Source organism: Pseudomonas crudilactis, assembly GCF_013433315.1.
GTDB lineage: Bacteria > Pseudomonadota > Gammaproteobacteria > Pseudomonadales > Pseudomonadaceae > Aquipseudomonas > Aquipseudomonas crudilactis.
The window spans coordinates 24,870-40,738 of record NZ_WXVV01000027.1; the positions used below are offsets into that span (position 1 = coordinate 24,870).

General features: G+C 59.3%; 14 protein-coding genes. 5 read left to right on the top strand and 9 right to left on the bottom strand.

What is annotated here, in order from left to right; genetic code table 11:
• Positions 1-26 precede the first annotated feature (26 nt).
• On the top strand, positions 27-707 hold the full coding sequence (locus GTU76_RS25130; RefSeq protein ID WP_016987594.1) for an alpha/beta family hydrolase: 681 nt from the start codon (positions 27-29) through the stop codon (positions 705-707).
• Positions 708-1,871: 1,164 nt separating this feature from the next.
• Complete coding sequence (locus GTU76_RS25135) at positions 1,872-2,237, top strand: DUF6124 family protein (protein ID WP_180699853.1); 366 nt, start codon at positions 1,872-1,874, stop codon at positions 2,235-2,237.
• A 204-nt stretch (positions 2,238-2,441) separates the two neighbouring features.
• Here the strand turns inward: GTU76_RS25135 and GTU76_RS25140 are convergent, their stop codons facing one another.
• The 3 genes from GTU76_RS25140 to inhA form a co-directional block, all read right to left on the bottom strand.
• Entirely contained in the window at positions 2,442-4,007 is a 1,566-nt protein-coding gene (locus GTU76_RS25140) for a methyl-accepting chemotaxis protein (protein ID WP_180699854.1), read from the bottom strand.
• Between the two features lie 102 nt (positions 4,008-4,109).
• Complete coding sequence (locus GTU76_RS25145) at positions 4,110-4,901, bottom strand: CPBP family intramembrane glutamic endopeptidase (RefSeq protein ID WP_180699855.1); 792 nt, start codon at positions 4,899-4,901, stop codon at positions 4,110-4,112.
• Between the two features lie 253 nt (positions 4,902-5,154).
• The gene (gene inhA, locus GTU76_RS25150; RefSeq protein ID WP_016983502.1) at positions 5,155-5,841 is read right to left on the bottom strand and encodes an isonitrile hydratase; all 687 of its coding nucleotides are present in this window, start codon (positions 5,839-5,841) and stop codon (positions 5,155-5,157) included.
• A gap of 89 nt (positions 5,842-5,930) precedes the next feature.
• Between inhA and GTU76_RS25155 the strand changes: the two genes are divergently transcribed.
• A complete protein-coding gene (locus GTU76_RS25155; protein ID WP_180699856.1) occupies positions 5,931-6,914 on the top strand; it encodes a GlxA family transcriptional regulator in 984 nt (327 codons plus the stop codon).
• An 8-nt stretch (positions 6,915-6,922) separates the two neighbouring features.
• Here GTU76_RS25155 and GTU76_RS25160 read toward each other — a convergent pair whose 3' ends face one another.
• From GTU76_RS25160 to GTU76_RS25180, 5 genes are all read right to left on the bottom strand, one after another.
• On the bottom strand, positions 6,923-7,555 hold the full coding sequence (locus GTU76_RS25160; protein ID WP_116032112.1) for a BRCT domain-containing protein: 633 nt from the start codon (positions 7,553-7,555) through the stop codon (positions 6,923-6,925).
• 12 nt (positions 7,556-7,567) lie between these two features.
• Positions 7,568-7,957: a hypothetical protein gene (locus tag GTU76_RS25165; RefSeq protein ID WP_175554872.1), complete on the bottom strand. Its 390-nt coding sequence runs from the start codon at positions 7,955-7,957 to the stop codon at positions 7,568-7,570.
• Positions 7,958-8,317: 360 nt separating this feature from the next.
• Positions 8,318-10,144: a glycoside hydrolase family 15 protein gene (locus tag GTU76_RS25170; protein WP_180699857.1), complete on the bottom strand. Its 1,827-nt coding sequence runs from the start codon at positions 10,142-10,144 to the stop codon at positions 8,318-8,320.
• Positions 10,137-10,937, bottom strand: a complete 801-nt coding sequence (locus GTU76_RS25175) for a glucose 1-dehydrogenase (protein WP_180699858.1) — start codon at positions 10,935-10,937, stop codon at positions 10,137-10,139. Before GTU76_RS25175 ends, GTU76_RS25170 begins: the two co-directional genes overlap by 8 nt.
• A gap of 129 nt (positions 10,938-11,066) precedes the next feature.
• The gene (locus GTU76_RS25180) at positions 11,067-12,071 is read right to left on the bottom strand and encodes a terpene synthase family protein (RefSeq protein WP_180699859.1); all 1,005 of its coding nucleotides are present in this window, start codon (positions 12,069-12,071) and stop codon (positions 11,067-11,069) included.
• Positions 12,072-12,403: 332 nt separating this feature from the next.
• Here GTU76_RS25180 and GTU76_RS25185 point away from each other — a divergent pair, with 332 nt between their 5' ends.
• On the top strand, positions 12,404-13,576 hold the full coding sequence (locus tag GTU76_RS25185; protein WP_175554869.1) for an MFS transporter: 1,173 nt from the start codon (positions 12,404-12,406) through the stop codon (positions 13,574-13,576).
• A 49-nt stretch (positions 13,577-13,625) separates the two neighbouring features.
• On the opposite strand, the gene GTU76_RS25190 is transcribed toward GTU76_RS25185, so the two are convergent.
• Positions 13,626-14,759 carry a cupin-like domain-containing protein gene (locus tag GTU76_RS25190; protein ID WP_016983509.1) on the bottom strand — a complete coding sequence of 378 codons (1,134 nt, stop codon included), beginning with the start codon at positions 14,757-14,759 and terminating at the stop codon, positions 13,626-13,628.
• Positions 14,760-14,888: 129 nt separating this feature from the next.
• On the opposite strand from GTU76_RS25190, the gene GTU76_RS25195 reads away from it, so the two are divergent.
• Complete coding sequence (locus tag GTU76_RS25195; RefSeq protein ID WP_180699860.1) at positions 14,889-15,626, top strand: alpha/beta fold hydrolase; 738 nt, start codon at positions 14,889-14,891, stop codon at positions 15,624-15,626.
• Positions 15,627-15,869: the final 243 nt, after the last annotated feature.

The following is a 15,869-nucleotide window of genomic DNA, read 5'->3' on the forward strand; positions in this document are numbered from 1 at the left end:
ATAGGCAGACTAAAAGCGAGGCAAGCATGGACAAACAGCACAAGGCCAGTATTGACGGGGATCAATGGGCGCAGTGCGTGCTCGATCATGGATGGCTTTGGGATGCCGCCAGTGGTGAGACTTTCGCGACGTTGATCCTTGCCCACGGTGCTGGTGCGCCGATGGACAGTGACTGGATGAACGATATGGCTCGGCGCCTTGCTGCACTGGGTGTGAACGTGTTGCGGTTTGAGTTTCCGTATATGGCGCAGCGGCGGGTGGATGGGGTGAAGCGGCCGCCGAATCCTGCTGCGAAACTGCAGGAATGTTGGCGTGAGGTTTATGCCGAGGTGCGGCGTCATGTCACTGGGGTTTTGGCCGTTGGCGGCAAGTCCATGGGCGGGCGGATGGCCAGTCTTTTGGCTGACGAATTGGGTGCCGATGCGTTGGTGTGTTTGGGCTATCCGTTTTATGCAGTGGGTAAACCAGAGAAACCTCGGGTTGAGCATTTGGCTGGTTTGAAGACGCGGACGTTGATTGTGCAAGGCGAGCGGGATGCGCTGGGCAATCGGGAGGCGGTTGAGGCGTATACGTTATCGCCGAGTATCAAGGTTTTTTGGCTGGTGGCCGGGGATCATGATTTGAAACCGCTCAAGGCTTCAGGTTTTACCCATGAACAGCATTTGGCCAGCGCCGCGCAGAAAGTAGCCGAGTTTCTCAGCAACTGACCGAGCTGGGCTGAAATTTTGAACTGCATGAAGATCTGCTCCCTTTCCCCTCGCCCCCTTGGTGGAGAGGGCTGGGGTGAGGGGGATCGATTTCAGCTACGACATATTTTTTGGGTACATATCCATTGCTGCGGTAACGGCCACTTAGGGGTCCGCCCTTACGGCGGGTCACTTTTTCCAAACGCCTAAAAAGTAACCAAAAACGCTTGCTCCTACGTCCGGCCCGCTCGCTGGGGCTCGGGGTTCCTTCGCTGCGGGATCGATCCGGGCGCAGCGCCTACGGTTTGCTTCGCTGCACCTCCTCTCGCTGTGTTTGGCTGCGCCAAACGGTCGCTACGCTCCCACGCCCGGATCAATCCCTCCACTCAGCCTTCCGAAGTCGCCGGTGGATCAGGATCAAAAGCCGGCAAGCTGACACTCGGCCTATTGAGTGGTGAAGAGCGGATGTTCGGCTTTAGTGTTGTGGTGGATTTTCCCCTCACCCCAGCCCTCTCCCGGAGGGAGAGGGAGCCGATTTTTGGGCTTTTCAGAATTTGAGTTCAACGCGGTATCGCACGTCGGCGTACCTCGCCCAAACACCACGGTCAGTCCCCTCTCCCTCCGGGAGAGGGCTAGGGTGAGGGGCTTTTGATCTGTTTCAGAATCTAAGTTCGACTGGGTATTTCACGTCGGCGTACCTCGCCCAAACACCTCGGTCAGTCCCCTCTCCCTCTGGGAGAGGGTTAGGGTGAGGGGCGATTTCGCTGACACGATAAAAAACTGGAAGCGATCACTGTCCAGCATTTCCTGTGCGCAAACATGATTCCGTGAGCGCGTTTAAAGTACACAGCTCGTTACGCCGCGGGGCCTACAACACCTTGCGCCGTTACCTACGCGTACGCCAGAATCCGCCGGCTTACACGGCTACGGGCCGGGCTATATCGTTTCCTTGTCACTGAAAAACAGTGATCGGGTTTGGTAGCCCGCTTTAAATTGTCGTTGTTGCGACACCGTCGATGCTGTCTCCTTTTTTGAGATATGGCTTTGTATGGTGGGCATGCGTGGGGCTCCTCTGTGAGCGCCGGGTTACCCAATTTGACCGGTCTACCAACCCGCGCATGGCCGCCACCCGCCGTTTGGTAGCGAGGGTGATGGCTCCCGTTTTTTCAAATTGGAGCTTTATCTATGTTCAAAATCACACCAAACCCACCAGTCACCGACCCAGTCCCGCACGATCCCTCACTTGATCCGCAAAAGATCAAAGAAGCAACCGACCGCGCCCTCGACTATTACCTCAGACCAGAAGCACTGGGAGCCCCACCAAGCTCGCCAAAATTTCGCCCCGTCTATCTCGTCGACCCCACGCTGGATGATGAAACCCTGCTGGTCGAGGCGAGCGAGTCGCTCTCATACGCCCATGCCATGGCCGGCAATATCGCCAACTCAATCGGCGGCCCGGAACGCAAACCGCTGCTGGCGCTGCAACAGGTGATCATGCTCAACGAACTGTTGGTCAATCGGCTGCTGGATAAGCTGAAGTTGCCTCAGTAATTTCGCTGGCTGTTATGGCCTCATCGCGAGCAGGCTCGCTCCCACAGGGGATTGTTGTCGGGCACATAATCTGTGACCACCGCAGATCCAATGTGGGAGCGAGCCTGCTCGCGAAAGCGGCCTGCCAAACAACATCTGTTTCAGACAAGCAACAAAAAACCCGGAAGCTCTCGCCATCCGGGTTTTTTGTTATCGCCAGTCCAATCAGCGGTTAAACCGCTCCACCAACGAGTACTGCGTGTTGGCCGTTTTGGTCAGCTCTTCACTCAGCAACGCCGAGTTGTGCGCCTGTTCCGACGTCTGATCCGCCAGCTCCGAAATATTGCTGATGTTGCGGCTGATCTCTTCAGCCACCGCACTTTGCTCTTCCGTCGCCGCAGCAATCTGCGTGGTCATGTCGGTGATGTTGGCCACCGCTTCGCTGATCCCGACCAACGCTTGATCCGCTTCCAGCACCCGTGCCACACCTTCTTCAGCCTGACGATGCCCGGCCTCCATGGTCTGCACTGCGCTCGAAGCCGTCTGCTGCAACTTGGCGATCAGAGCGTGAATCTGCCCGGTCGATTCGCTGGTGCGTTGCGCCAGTTGGCGAACTTCGTCGGCCACCACGGCAAAGCCACGGCCCATCTCACCGGCACGGGCTGCCTCAATGGCGGCGTTGAGGGCGAGCAAGTTGGTTTGGTCGGCGATGCCTTTGATCACATCAACCACGCCGCCGATTTCGTCGCTGTCCTTGGCCAGTTGGGTCACGGTCAAACCGGTTTCCCCAACCACTACGGACAAGCGCTGAATGGCTTCGCGGGTTTCGCCGGCGATGTCACGACCGCGACCGGTCAGGCGATTGGCTTCCTGAGTGGCGTCAGCGGTGCGCTGGACATGGCTCGCCACTTCCTGAGTGGTCGCGGCCATCTGGTTGACGGCGGTGGCGACCTGTTCGGTTTCCACGCGCTGACGTTCCAGGCCGCTGGAACTGTTGTGCGCCAGGACGTCGGACTGCTTGGCCTGATCGGTCAGGTGTTCGGCGGTGTCCTGCAGACGGGTCAGGCAGGTTTTCAGGCGTGCTTCCTGGCTGAGGATCGACATTTCCAGACGCGCCTGGGCGCCACGGCTGTCGGTGTACATCTGCGCGATCAGCGGGTCGGAAGTGGTCTGCTCGGCCAGGCGCAGCAGGCGTTTCAGCCCGCGTTGCTGCCATTGCAGGCCCATCAGGCCCAGCGGCACCGACAAACCGGCAGCGAGGGCGAAGCCCCAGTGCGAGTTCAGCGTCGCGCCGATCACGAAGCTCAGTTGGCTGACCAGAATGAACGGCAGCCAGTCCTGCAGCACCGGCAGCCATTTGTCGCTGGAAGGGATCGCCGACTTGCCCTGGTTGATGCGTTGGTAGAGCGCTTCGGCGCGGCGGATCTGTTCGGCAGTGGGTTTGACCCGCACTGACTCGTAACCGACCACCTGATTGCCGTCGAACACCGGTGTGACATAGGCGTTAACCCAGTAGTGGTCACCGGTCTTGCAGCGATTCTTGACAATGCCCATCCATGGCAAGCCTTGTTTCAATGTGCCCCACATGTGCGAAAACACCGCCGCCGGGACGTCTGGGTGACGGACCAGGTTGTGCGGTGCACGGATCAGCTCTTCACGCGAAAACCCGCTGATCTCGACGAAAGCGTCGTTGCAGTAGGTGATCACGCCCTTGGCGTCGGTTGTGGAAATCAACCGCTGCTGAGCCGGGAAAGTCCGTTCGCGTTGTGTAATGGGCTGGTTGTTACGCATGGTTTTTCAATCCGCAAGGCTTTGAAAGGTTGTCGGCGGTGACAGCTTTTTATTGAAATTTTTTTTCAATAATCAGCACGGCGTCGCAAAACGGCGCTTGCTTCAGCCGGCGAGCATCGGATAGGTGAACAAACCGAAATGCAGCAGGTTCAGGCCGAAATGCGTGGCGATCGCCGCGCCGAGCCCGCCAAAACGATAGGCCAGACCATAGCCGACCCCCGCCAGCCCTGCCAGCAACACCCAGGTCCAGCCGGCACCGACATGCACCAGACCAAACAGCAACGAGGCCAGCAGCAGGGCGAGGTTTTCACCGTAAGGCAGATGTTTGAAACGCTGGCTGAGGCCGCCCTGTATATAGCCGCGAAACAGCGCTTCTTCGACCAAGGTCACCAGCAGCAGGTTGTTCAGCACCCAGAGCCACGCTTGATCCGGCCACTTCGGCGCCCAGGCAATCACACCCAGCAACAGCGCGCCACCGAGGGCCAGAACCGCGCTCAGGGTCAGGGCGAGGGCGGTGGCGTAGACGCTCAGGCGCAACGACCGCCGCGCGACAATCCACGGGCATGCCAGCAGCAGCCAGAAGCCAATCAGCGGTTTGTCGAGATTGAGGTACATCGAGAACGGCACGGCGTCGTCGGTGAAACGTTGCGGGTCAATGGCGCGACCGTTGGCGAAACCCGGTAGCCAGTGCAGTGCCAGTGCCAAAGCCAGCACGATGAACAGCCCATGACCAAGAAAACGCGCGACCGGCACCTGTTGTTGGCGCACGGCAAAGCCTGCGAATACCAGCAGCCCAATGGAAATCAGCGCCAGCCAGCCGAGGTGACCGTAGCTCAGCGCCCATCCATAACCGAGGCTGAGAAGCGCCAGATAGAGCCATGGCAAAGCCTTCATCGAAAGTCCCTGTGCAAGTTTTGTGGAAGGGCTTTCTACACGGGTGGGGGCGTGGGGACAAGTGAAGGTGTGGCGGTAAAGCGGGACAGCTCCGATACCGTTGGCCAAACATAAATCCCAATGTGGGAGCGAGCTTGCTCGCGAAAGCGGTGTGACAGGCAATAGTTGTTTCGACTGATACACCGCATTCGCGAGCAAGCTCGCTCCCACAGGGGATTAGTATTCCAGCAAGGGTTTTGTGGATGGCTGGAAATCAGTGCAGGTTAAGTTTCGCGGCAGCACGTTCGGTAATTTCCGTGCGCAGCTTCAGCGATGGCGCTGCACGCAAACGCGCCTCATCGACAACCGCTCCCGGCGCAGTCTCCGGGCTGCCGGAATTGAACGGCGGCGCCGGGGCATATTCCAATTGCAACTGGATCAGTTGCGCCGCGTCGGCACCCACCAACTCTTCAGCCAAGACCAAGGCAAAATCGATCCCCGCCGTAATCCCGCCACCGGTAAACAGATTGCCGTCACGCACCACCCGATCCTTCACCGCAACTGCCCCCAGCGTCGGCAGCAGATCGTGATACGCCCAATGCGTGGTCGCGCGTTTGCCTTGCAGCAAGCCCGCCGCGCCGAGCACCAGCGAACCGGTGCACACCGATGTCACGTACTTCGCCTGAGCAGCCTGACGCTTGATGAAGGCCAGCGTTACCTCGTCTTCCATCAACGCTCCGACGCCACCACCACCGGGGATGCAGATCACATCCAGATCCGGGCAATCCTCGAACGTGGTGGTCGGTTTCAGCAGCAGCCCGGTACTGGCGGTGACCGGCATCAGATCCTTCCAGATCAGATGCACCTGCACGTCCGGCAACGAGGCAAGCACGTCATAAGGGCCGGTCAGGTCAAGTTGCTGAACCTGTGGAAACAACAGAAAACCGATCTGCAGCGTCATCGTTCTTGCTCCATGAAAAGGGGTGGACGGCTTCACTGTAGGCGCGTAGGTTCTGGCGCATACGCCAATCACCCCACGAATTACGCCAAATGCCCAAAGCCATCCACGTACTCGCGTTTGCCAATATGCAGATCCTCGACGTCACCGGGCCGTTGCAGGTGTTCGCCTCGGCCAATGACATTGCCCGTCAGCGCGGCTTGCCGATGCCTTATGCGCCGAGCGTGATCGCCAGCGGTGGCGGGGCGGTGATGTCGTCGGCAGGCTTGGCGGTGTTGGCCGAAGCATTGCCCGCAGCGCCCAGCGACACATTGATCATCGCTGGCGGCTGGGGCATTTATCCGGCGGCCGAAGATGTGCTGCTGGTGGATTGGGTGCGCGAGCATGCCGGCAAATGTCGACGCGTGGCCTCGGTCTGTACCGGCGCATTTCTGTTGGCGGCCAGTGGCTGGCTCGATGGTCGTCGCGTGGTTACTCACTGGACCCGTTGCGAACAACTGGCGCAGCAACACCCGAATTTGCGCGTCGAAGCCAATCCGATTTTCATCAACGACGGCCCGGTTTGGACCTCGGCGGGTGTCACCGCTGGCATCGATCTGGCCTTGGCCATGGTTGAAGAGGATTTGGGCAGCGACATCGCCCTGGACGTCGCCCGGCACCTCGTGGTGTTTCTGAAACGTCCGGGCGGGCAATCGCAATTCAGCGTGACCTTATCCTTGCAGAATCAGGGCAATCGCTTTGATGAGTTGCACGCCTGGATCGCCGAGAATCTCACCTGCGACCTCGGCGTCCCTACGCTCGCCGAGCAGGCTGGCATGAGCGAACGCAGTTTCGTCCGCCACTACCGCGCCGACACCGGCCAGACTCCGGCGCGGGCGATTGAGTTGATCCGCGTCGAGACGGCGCGGCGCTTGCTCAGTGATACCGGGTTGCCGGTCAAACGCATTGCTGCCAATTGCGGGTTTGGTAGCGAAGAGACGCTGCGGCGCAGTTTCCTGCGGGCGATGGGCGTGACGCCGCAGGCTTATCGGGAGCGGTTTTCGGTCAGCGCTTTAACAGATCCAGCAATGCCTTAAGGAAATGCCTAACCGAACAACACTTTTAACCAATGATCTTCGCCAACAATGGCGATTGGTACGCCGTTATCTCTGAGCTCAACGGCCTTTTTTATCTTGGTTCCATAGCTACTGTGCAACCATTGTTCGTTGCCGATATTGCCAACGACCAGATAATGAACCTTTTTGCTGACGGAACCGCCAATCAGTCCGCCTCGCTCGACGATCAAGGATTCACATTCCTTGCGTGGTCCATACGACATCACGCCGGTAAACAGGAACACTCGATCAGGCAGACTAAGTTCCGGGGCGGGGTTATCGAAAGGAAGGCTAGTAGGCGCGTAAGTCATGGTCGCAGCACCGGCTGGCAAACCAGCGAATTGATGAAGCATTCCCAGTAATTCAACAGACTCATCGGCATCCAGCACGCCGTCACTGAGCATGTTGGCAAGACGTCTATATAGAATGTTTACGACCGGATCTTCCAAGTGCACCAAGTGGGTTTCGATCCAAGTCTTGAGAAACTCGGCTTCCTGCTGGTTAATCTTTCCGTCTGCGGCTAGCCCGACAGCAATACCTGCCAGTGCGTCGGCCGAACGCCTGTCAATCCGCGCTTCGTGAAAGAAACGACTGTTTTGAAACTCCTGATGCAAATCGACCATCGCTGCTTCTCCTTAAGCCTCGGCTTCCGCCACCTGATTGAAATACTTCGTCCGATCCGGTGTAAACGTCACCAGCATCTTCGTCCGCGAACAGGTCAGCGAACGCTCTTCACTCAAATCGATATCCAGATCCTCACCACGCAAGCCTTGCCACTGCGCCAGATATTTCAGCGAGCCATATTTCTCGTTTTTCTTCAGGCTGCGGCTCACGCCACCTTTCCAGCCGAGCACGGGCAGTTCGCCGGCTAGACATTTTTGCGCGAGGTCGGGGAAGCGGGTGGCGCGCTGGCGGCCGATTTCCCAGCATTTGATCAGGCCTTTGTCCGCGGCTTCCCAGAGCTGGTTGCGGGTCAGGCCGCTGCGAAGGGGCGTGTCGATGGTGCGCTGGACGTGCTGGCTCATTCTGGTTCCTTGAATTCGGGTTTTATTGGACAGCTCCGCTGTGCCCGTTGCGGTGGATGGTAGGGGCGGATGTAACAGCTGGCAACAGGGTATTTCGGCGTGTAAGTGCAAGTTGCGGGGAAGGGTTGAAGTGGGGGATGTTGAGCCGCTGTAGTCCGCAGGTGTGCCCAAATGTGGCGAGGGGATGTATCCCCGTTAGGCTGCGCAGCGGCCCAAAACTCAGAAGCTCCGGTACTTCTGGATGAATGAGTCGGGTGGTTTTGGGGCTGCTTCACAGCCCATCGGGGATACATTCCCTCGCCACAGGGATCCTACAAAGTCATCGTTTTATGGGCTATTTCCTACAGTCACTGGCGAACATTACGGCTGCCACTCACTCTTTTCCCCGCTCAAACGTCGATCCAGAAAGCTCGCCGCGCTGATCAACGCCAGATGCGTCAAGGCCTGAGGGGTGTTTCCCAAATGCCGGCCATGGGCGTCGAACTCTTCGGCATACAACCCGAGCGGGTTGGCGTAACGCAGCAGTTGCTCAAACTCCAGATGCGCTTTTTCTACCTGCCCCGCGCGAGCCAGGCATTCGACGTACCAGAACGAGCACGCGGCAAACGCGCCTTCGGTGCCGGCCAGGCCATCGATATTGCTGTCGTCATTGCGATAGCGATAAACCATGCCGTCGCGCACCAGGGTCTTTTCAATCGCCTCAAGCGTCGACAGCCAACGTGGATCCTTGGCGCTGACAAAGCGCACCAGCGGCATCAGCAACATCGAGCCATCCAGCGCCGTGCCGCCCTTGTACTGGACGAAATGCCCGCGCTCCTCGTTCCAGAAGTTGTCCCAGATGTCGGCGTAGATCGCCTGTCGGGTCTGGTCCCACTGGGCGAACGGTGCCGGCAGCGAGCGCTTCGACGCCAAACGAATCGCCCGGTCCAGCGCCACCCAGCACATCAGTCGAGAGTGCAGAAAGTGGTGCTGTTCACCGCGCATTTCCCAAATGCCGACATCGGTGGTCTGCCAGGTCTCACAGACTTGATCGACGACTTCGCGCACATGTTTCCAGCCTTCGTGGGAAATCGCATCGCCATATTTGTTGACCAGGTACACCGCGTCCATCAGCTCGCCGAAGATGTCGAGCTGGATCTGCTCATACGCGCCATTGCCGATGCGCACCGGTTTCGCGCCGCCGTGTCCCGACAGATGATCAAGTTCGGTTTCCGGCAATTCCTGTTGTCCGTCGATGGCGTACAGAATATTCAGTTTCATCGGTTGCCCGTGGCAGTCGCTGACCCGTCCGCGCAGCCAGCCCATATAGGCATTGGCTTCGCCGATAAAGCCCAGACGCATGAACGCGTAGACGGTGAACGAGGCGTCGCGGATCCACGTGTAGCGGTAATCCCAGTTGCGTTCGCCGCCGGGCGTTTCCGGTAGACCGAAAGTGGCGGCGGCGAGAATCGCGCCGTGTTTGCGCGACGTCAGCAGTTTCAACGCGAGGGCCGAGCGGTTGACCATTTCGCGCCAGCGTCCGCGATAAATCGACTGACCGATCCAGTCGCGCCAGAACTTCAGCGTGCGTTCCATGCACAAGTGTCCGGCGCCTTCGGCGAATCGTGGATCATCGGTCGCACCGAGCATGAACGCCGCCGTTTCATCTTGCTTGAGCGTGAATTGCGCCACCGCCGCTTGCTTGTCGATCTGCATCGACTGGTCCGAAGCCAGGCGCAGTGAAGGTTGGCCAGAAGCGCTGAACGTCACGTCTTGTTGATCCAACTGTGCTCGGGTGTCGGCTCGTGCGTAATCGTGGCGCACGGCGCAGCGCATCGTGAAAGTCGCCGAGCCGCTCACGACGCGAACCCGCCGCATCAGTAGCGGCAGAGTGTCGTCACTGTCTCCGATGGGCAGCAGATCGGTCACTTCCACCACCGCGCGCTCACTCAACCAACGGGTTTGCAGGACATTGGTGTCGGGCAGGTAAATCTGCTCGCGGCGAGCATCGGGCAAGTCCGGCGCCAACTGGAAGATCCCCGCGTCGGGGGTATCCAGCAACGAACAGAAAATCGACGGACTGTCGAACTCCGGCCAGCAGAAAAAATCCACGCTGCCGCGATCATTGACCAGCGCTGCACTACGCATGTCGCCGATGATGCCGTGGGCGTCGATCGGGCTTTGTCGTTCCAGGTGATGCTCAGCCATTGCCGCGAAACTCCGGATAGAGGCTCATGCCGCCGTCGATGAACAGGGTGGTGCCAACGATGTAATCGGAGGCGTCGGAGGCAAGAAAGACCACCGCGTTGGCGACGTCTTCCGCGTCGCCGATACGCCCGTAGGGGATCAGCTCCAGCAGCTTTTCGCCGGCAGCGCCTTCGGTCGCGTCTTTGTTGATTGCCGTGCGAATCGCCCCCGGCGCGATGCCGTTGATGCGAATGCGTTGGTGGCTGACTTCCTGCGCGAGGGTCTGCATCAACTGATCGACACCGCCCTTGGACGCGGCGTAATTGACATGCCCGGCCCAGGGAATGCGCTGGTGCACCGAACTCATGTGGATGATCTTGCCGGCGGCGCGGGACACGCCTTCGCGAACGCCCTGGCGATTGAAGATGCGCAGGGCGGCGCGGGCGCAGAGAAACTGTCCGGTGAGATTGACGCCGATGACTGCGTTCCAGTCGTCGAGCGTCATGTCCACAGCGGCGGCGTCTTTTTGCATCCCGGAATTGGCGATCAGAATATCCAGTGAGCCGAAGGCGTCGAGGGTTTCGGTGAACAGTCGTTCAACCTCGTCTTCCTTTGATACGTCGGCGCGGATGGCGATGGCCTGGCCACCGTCGGCGATGATCTGCCGGGCCAAGGCTTCGGCGGGTTCGGCCTGACGGTTGTAGTTGATGACCACTGCGGCGCCGGCAGCGGCGAGGGCTTTGGCGGCAGCGTGACCGATGCCGGAGCTGGCGCCGGTGATGAGGGCTACCTGGCGGGTAAGGGATATCTGCATGAGTGTCTGGGCCTGAAGCTTCGTCTTCAATAGCTGACTGGCCAGCGCAGGCGAGAGTTCAGTGAAAAGTCTCTACACCCTCCTGGCCCAAATGTGCTGTGAGGGAGTAGAGCGTTTTAAAGCGACCACTCAGATGTGATAGCGCGCACTGTGTTTATGCCATTCCAGGTTACCCGCCACCCAAGTGGTCAAGCCCTTCAGATAGCGTTTGGTCAAAGGTGCGGCATTGTTCAGCAGTTGCTTTTCGAGCGTTGAGTATTCCTGCATGACGGCATCATGAATATCCGCCGCTTTATCGATGGCCTCTTGCAGCGAGCAGTGATGTCTGGCCGCCAGAAGGTAGGGAAGCTTGAAGTCTCCCGTTTCCTTGAGGTGCTCCTTGTACGCGGAATACAAGTCATTGACCAAAGTCGTGGCCAGTGCCGCCAAGGCGCTGATGCGATGAATCTTTGGGTGGGAATACAGGTTGGCGGGTACTTCGTAGCCACCAATAACATCAATCAGAACCTGACAAGGCCAGAAACTGTTGACCTGTCGGCTGGCCAGATATTCGGCGATGGTGGGCTGGGTACCGTAGATACGCCACGGGGCTTCGGCAGCCATGGTGACAAACATGGCAATGGTGATTTGCCGTACTCGAGCCACCTGTGATGGGGTGGAAAATTGCCCCACGCGTTTCATGTAAGACAGCAAGCCCCTGATCACCGGGTCGCGCGTTTGTTGTTGCGAAAGTTCTTCACCGAAAGGCGCAGGCAAATACACCGGATCGATTGCCGTAATGGCGAACGACAGCATTTCAGCCACTTTCTCGGGGCGGCCACCGAGCGATGGGTCGTCACAATAATGGTCGTCCACGGCGAACAGTGCCGCGAAACATTGCGCAGCGAGCAGTAACCTGTCCGGATCGTCCGTGTCGGCATGGCACAACATCGCGTAGCGGCCGAAGTCACTGGCGCGCAGTTTTTCGTGTTTACCGGCAAAGATACCCACGCTCGGTATCCACGCCATAAGACGCTCGTTGACTTCCTGACCCAGCGCCTCATCACTGCGTGTTGGGGAAGGACAGAAAAGGCTGCGCACGACAAAGGGCGAAACGGCGCTGCGTGGTTGTGACGTGAAGGTGGGTCGATTCATGGTCTGCTCCTTTTACAGCGCTTGCCTCGGGACACTGGATGCAGTCGTCGGGTCTGAGCAATGTTCTCAACCTGCGAGTTCCTGCCTGGGTAACGTTGGGTATATGAATGCGCTTTGTTGGGAGACGAAGCACCTGTCAGGTCTGACAGGTACGCATGATTTGCGACGAATGGTTGCGTTGCCAACAGCAGGCGGCTGAAGCTTCAAGGGTGAAAAAACGGCACCGGCTTCCGGCTTTTGCATTTCAGGCCTTCACATTCCACCAACAATTCCCTGCTTCCACGCCTCCCGGCGCTATGGCAACTTGGCGGCCCTTGATGAGGCTGCAACCGATGGCAAACCCCTACCGCGAATTATTCTCTGCCCCCGGCGCACGCAATTTTGTGCTGGCCGGGATGATTGCGCGCATGCCGATTTCCATGACCGGTATCGGCGTGATCACCATGCTTTCGCAACTCAAGGGCGGCTATGCACTGGCCGGTGCAGTGGCGGCGACGTTTGCCTTGGCCACGGCGTTTTGCGCGCCGCAGGTTTCACGGCTCGTGGACCGCTTCGGGCAGGGAAAAATTCTCCCGGTGTCGGCGCTGCTCGGCGGTGGCGCGCTGTTGATGTTGCTGCTGTGCACACGGTTGCAGGCGCCGACCTGGACGTTGTTCATTTTCGCCGCGCTGGCCGGGTGCATGCCGAGCATGTCGGCGATGGTGCGGGCGCGCTGGACGGAAATCTATCGCGGTCAGCCGCAACTACAGACCGCGTATGCGCTGGAATCGGTGCTTGATGAAGTGTGTTTCATCGTCGGCCCGCCGCTGTCGGTGGGCTTGTGCGTGGCGGTGTTTCCCGAGGCCGGGCCGCTGGCGGCTTTGCTGGCGCTGGCGATTGGCGTGACGGCGTTTGTCGCCCAGCGCAGCACCGAGCCACCGGTGCACCCGCATACGTCTGAACATCACGCCTCGATCATTGGTTCGACTGACGTTCAGTTGTTGCTGGCCTTGATGATTGCCATGGGCGTTATCGTCGGTGTCATCGATGTGGTCAGCGTCGCGTTTGCCCAGCAACAAGGGCAGCCAGCGGCGGCGAGCATCGTCTTGTCGGTTTACGCCATCGGCTCGTGCCTGGCCGGTATCGCCTTCGGCGCCATGCGTTCGAAACTGCCGTTGCCGCGATTGTTTTTGTACGGCGGCGTGGCGACAGCGGTGACGACGTTGCCGCTGTTATTGGCGAGCAATATTTTCGGCTTGTCGGTGGCGGTATTCATCGCCGGGCTGTTCTTCGCGCCGACGCTGATTGTGGCGATGGCGTTGATCGAACGCATCGTGCCGCCGGCCAAACTCACCGAAGGTTTGACCTGGCTGGTGACTGGTTTGAGTATCGGCGTGGCCGTCGGGGCTGCCGGTTCCGGTTGGCTGGTGGATGCCTTCGGTGCACGCAGCGGTTTCTGGCTGGCGATTGCGGCTGGGGCGGTGGTGTTGTGCTCAGCGGTACAGAGTTATCGCCATCTGAAATGAGAATGTCATTGTGGGAGCGAGCCTGCTCGCTCCCACAGGATTTGCAGTGTTACCAGCCCCGTCCCGAATTCACCCAGAAATTCACCGACAGTGAAGTCGACACCGACTCCACCTGATGGAACCAGCCTTCCGGCAGGAACAGCAAATCCCCGGCCTCCAGCGTCACCCGCAGAAATGTCACGTCCCGAGCGGCGGGGAAGCGCTCGTAGTCCGGCGCATCCGGGTTGAAATCACAGCCATCCAGACCTCCCTTGGGCGCCGTCGACCAGGTGCCCAAGGCTTCACGATGATGCGGCGCGGCGAGGGTGAAGGTCTTCTGCCCCCAGACCTGCGCAAACAGATTGTCGGTGTCATCGCGATGCAGGGGTGTCAGCGTCCCTTTCGGCCCGATCCAGATTCGCGGCGGAATAAACAGCGCGGTGTCGAAGTAGGGCGGGTACTTGATCTGTTGCATCAACTGCGCCGGCAGGATGTTGTTGCCCATGTAGGCTGGCGGCTCGCCATCGGCGCCCTTGACCGCCGGTTTGTCCAGCGAGGCGATGAAGTCGGCCATCGACGTGGAGCGGAAATCACGCTCGGTGGAGAAGGTTTTCTTCACGTAATCGCCATGGCGGGTGATGCCTTGCAGCTCGGCGAAATGCACCAGCGATTCTTCGCGGCTGAGCTTGAACAGTGGCCAGTCGTGCAGCGCATTGCTGATCACCACCGGAATGCCATTGGGCAGATAGCGGCTTTTGAACTCGTTGACCGACAGATCACTGCGCGCAAGGCGTTCGACGCTGCTTTGGGTCGGCAGGCTGGCGGTGAGTTTTTCGCTGAAGCGCGGCGGTGTCGGGTAGCGCTTGTTCATGTCGACTTTTTCCGCCACGGCGCGACCGTGCATCGCATGTTCGATGATCTGCGGCAGCATCGTTGCCAGGCCCATGTTGCCGCCGATCTTCAGGCGCCCGCTGGCGAACAGCTCTTCAACGTTGGCCATGCCGCTCATGATCCCGAGGAAATCGCGCTCGGCGACTTCAATGGTCACGTCCGGGCTGGCGTGGCGTCCGGGCACGGTGCGGCTGCTGGCCTTGACCTCGGACCAGTAGGCCTGCTGCGGACCAAACACGAATTGAAAAACGCCTTCGATGCCGACGGCGCCGGCATTGGCGAACAGTTTGCCCAGGATGCTCTGCAGGTCCACGGTGATCCCTCATTATTGGTTTTAGCCTGAACAGTTAACGAGCGCCTGTGGGGGGAATTTACTGGTCGCTGACTAATTTGCCTGGCGCCGGATCCGTCTCTCTCTACAGATGAATTTTTCGAGGAAAGCGTGGTGACCAAGCTGACCCTGCTGTGCCTGCCGTATTCCGGCGCCAGTGCCATGGTCTACAGCCGCTGGCGGCCGAAACTGCCGCAATGGCTGCATTTGCAACCGGTTGAGCTGCCGGGGCGTGGCGCGCGTTTTGGTGAGCCGCTGCACACCGACATGCGTGCACTGGCAATGCAGTTGGCCAAGGAATTGCGCCCGACACTCAAAGCGCCTTATGCGCTGTTCGGCCACAGCCTTGGCGCGTTGCTGGCCTGCGAAATTGCTCATGCCTTGCGTGCGCTGGGTTGTCCGGAGCCGGTAGCGATGTTCGCTTCGGGAACCGCGGCGCCGACGATGCGTGCCGATTACGATCGCGGCTTTGCCGATCCGAAGACCGACGCCGAGTTGATCGAGCAACTGCGCACGCTCAATGGCACCAGCGAAGAAGTCCTGGCCAACGCAGAGTTGATGAGCCTGACCCTGCCGATCCTGCGCGCGGATTTTCAACTGTGCGGCAAGTTCGAGCCGCTGGCGCGACCGCTGCTCAACTGCCCGGTGCATGTGCTCGGCGGCAAGGCTGACCGCGCCACCACCGAGCAACTGATCGGCTGGAGCAAGGAAACCCGCGGCAGCTTCTCGGTGGACATGCTCGCGGGCGGGCACTTCTTTATCCATGAGCATGAAGCGAAGGTATTGAAGGTGATCAAGGATCAGCTCGACGTACATCACCGCCGGCATGCCATGGCCGCAACCGCCTGAATACCGCAGAACCTGTGGGAGCGAGCTTGCTCGCGAAGACGCAATGTCAGTCAACATCTGTATTGGCAGACATACCGCATTCGCGAGCAAGCTCGCTCCCACAGGGTGTTTTGCAGATCCGAAATTCCCCGCTCTGCCTCCCGCCTGACAGTTCTTCTCATTCGCTAATTTTTCCGGTCTGCATTCGTTTTATAGGGATGACGTGCCTTTGTGCTTCCTGCCTACTGATCCGGATGCTGAGAA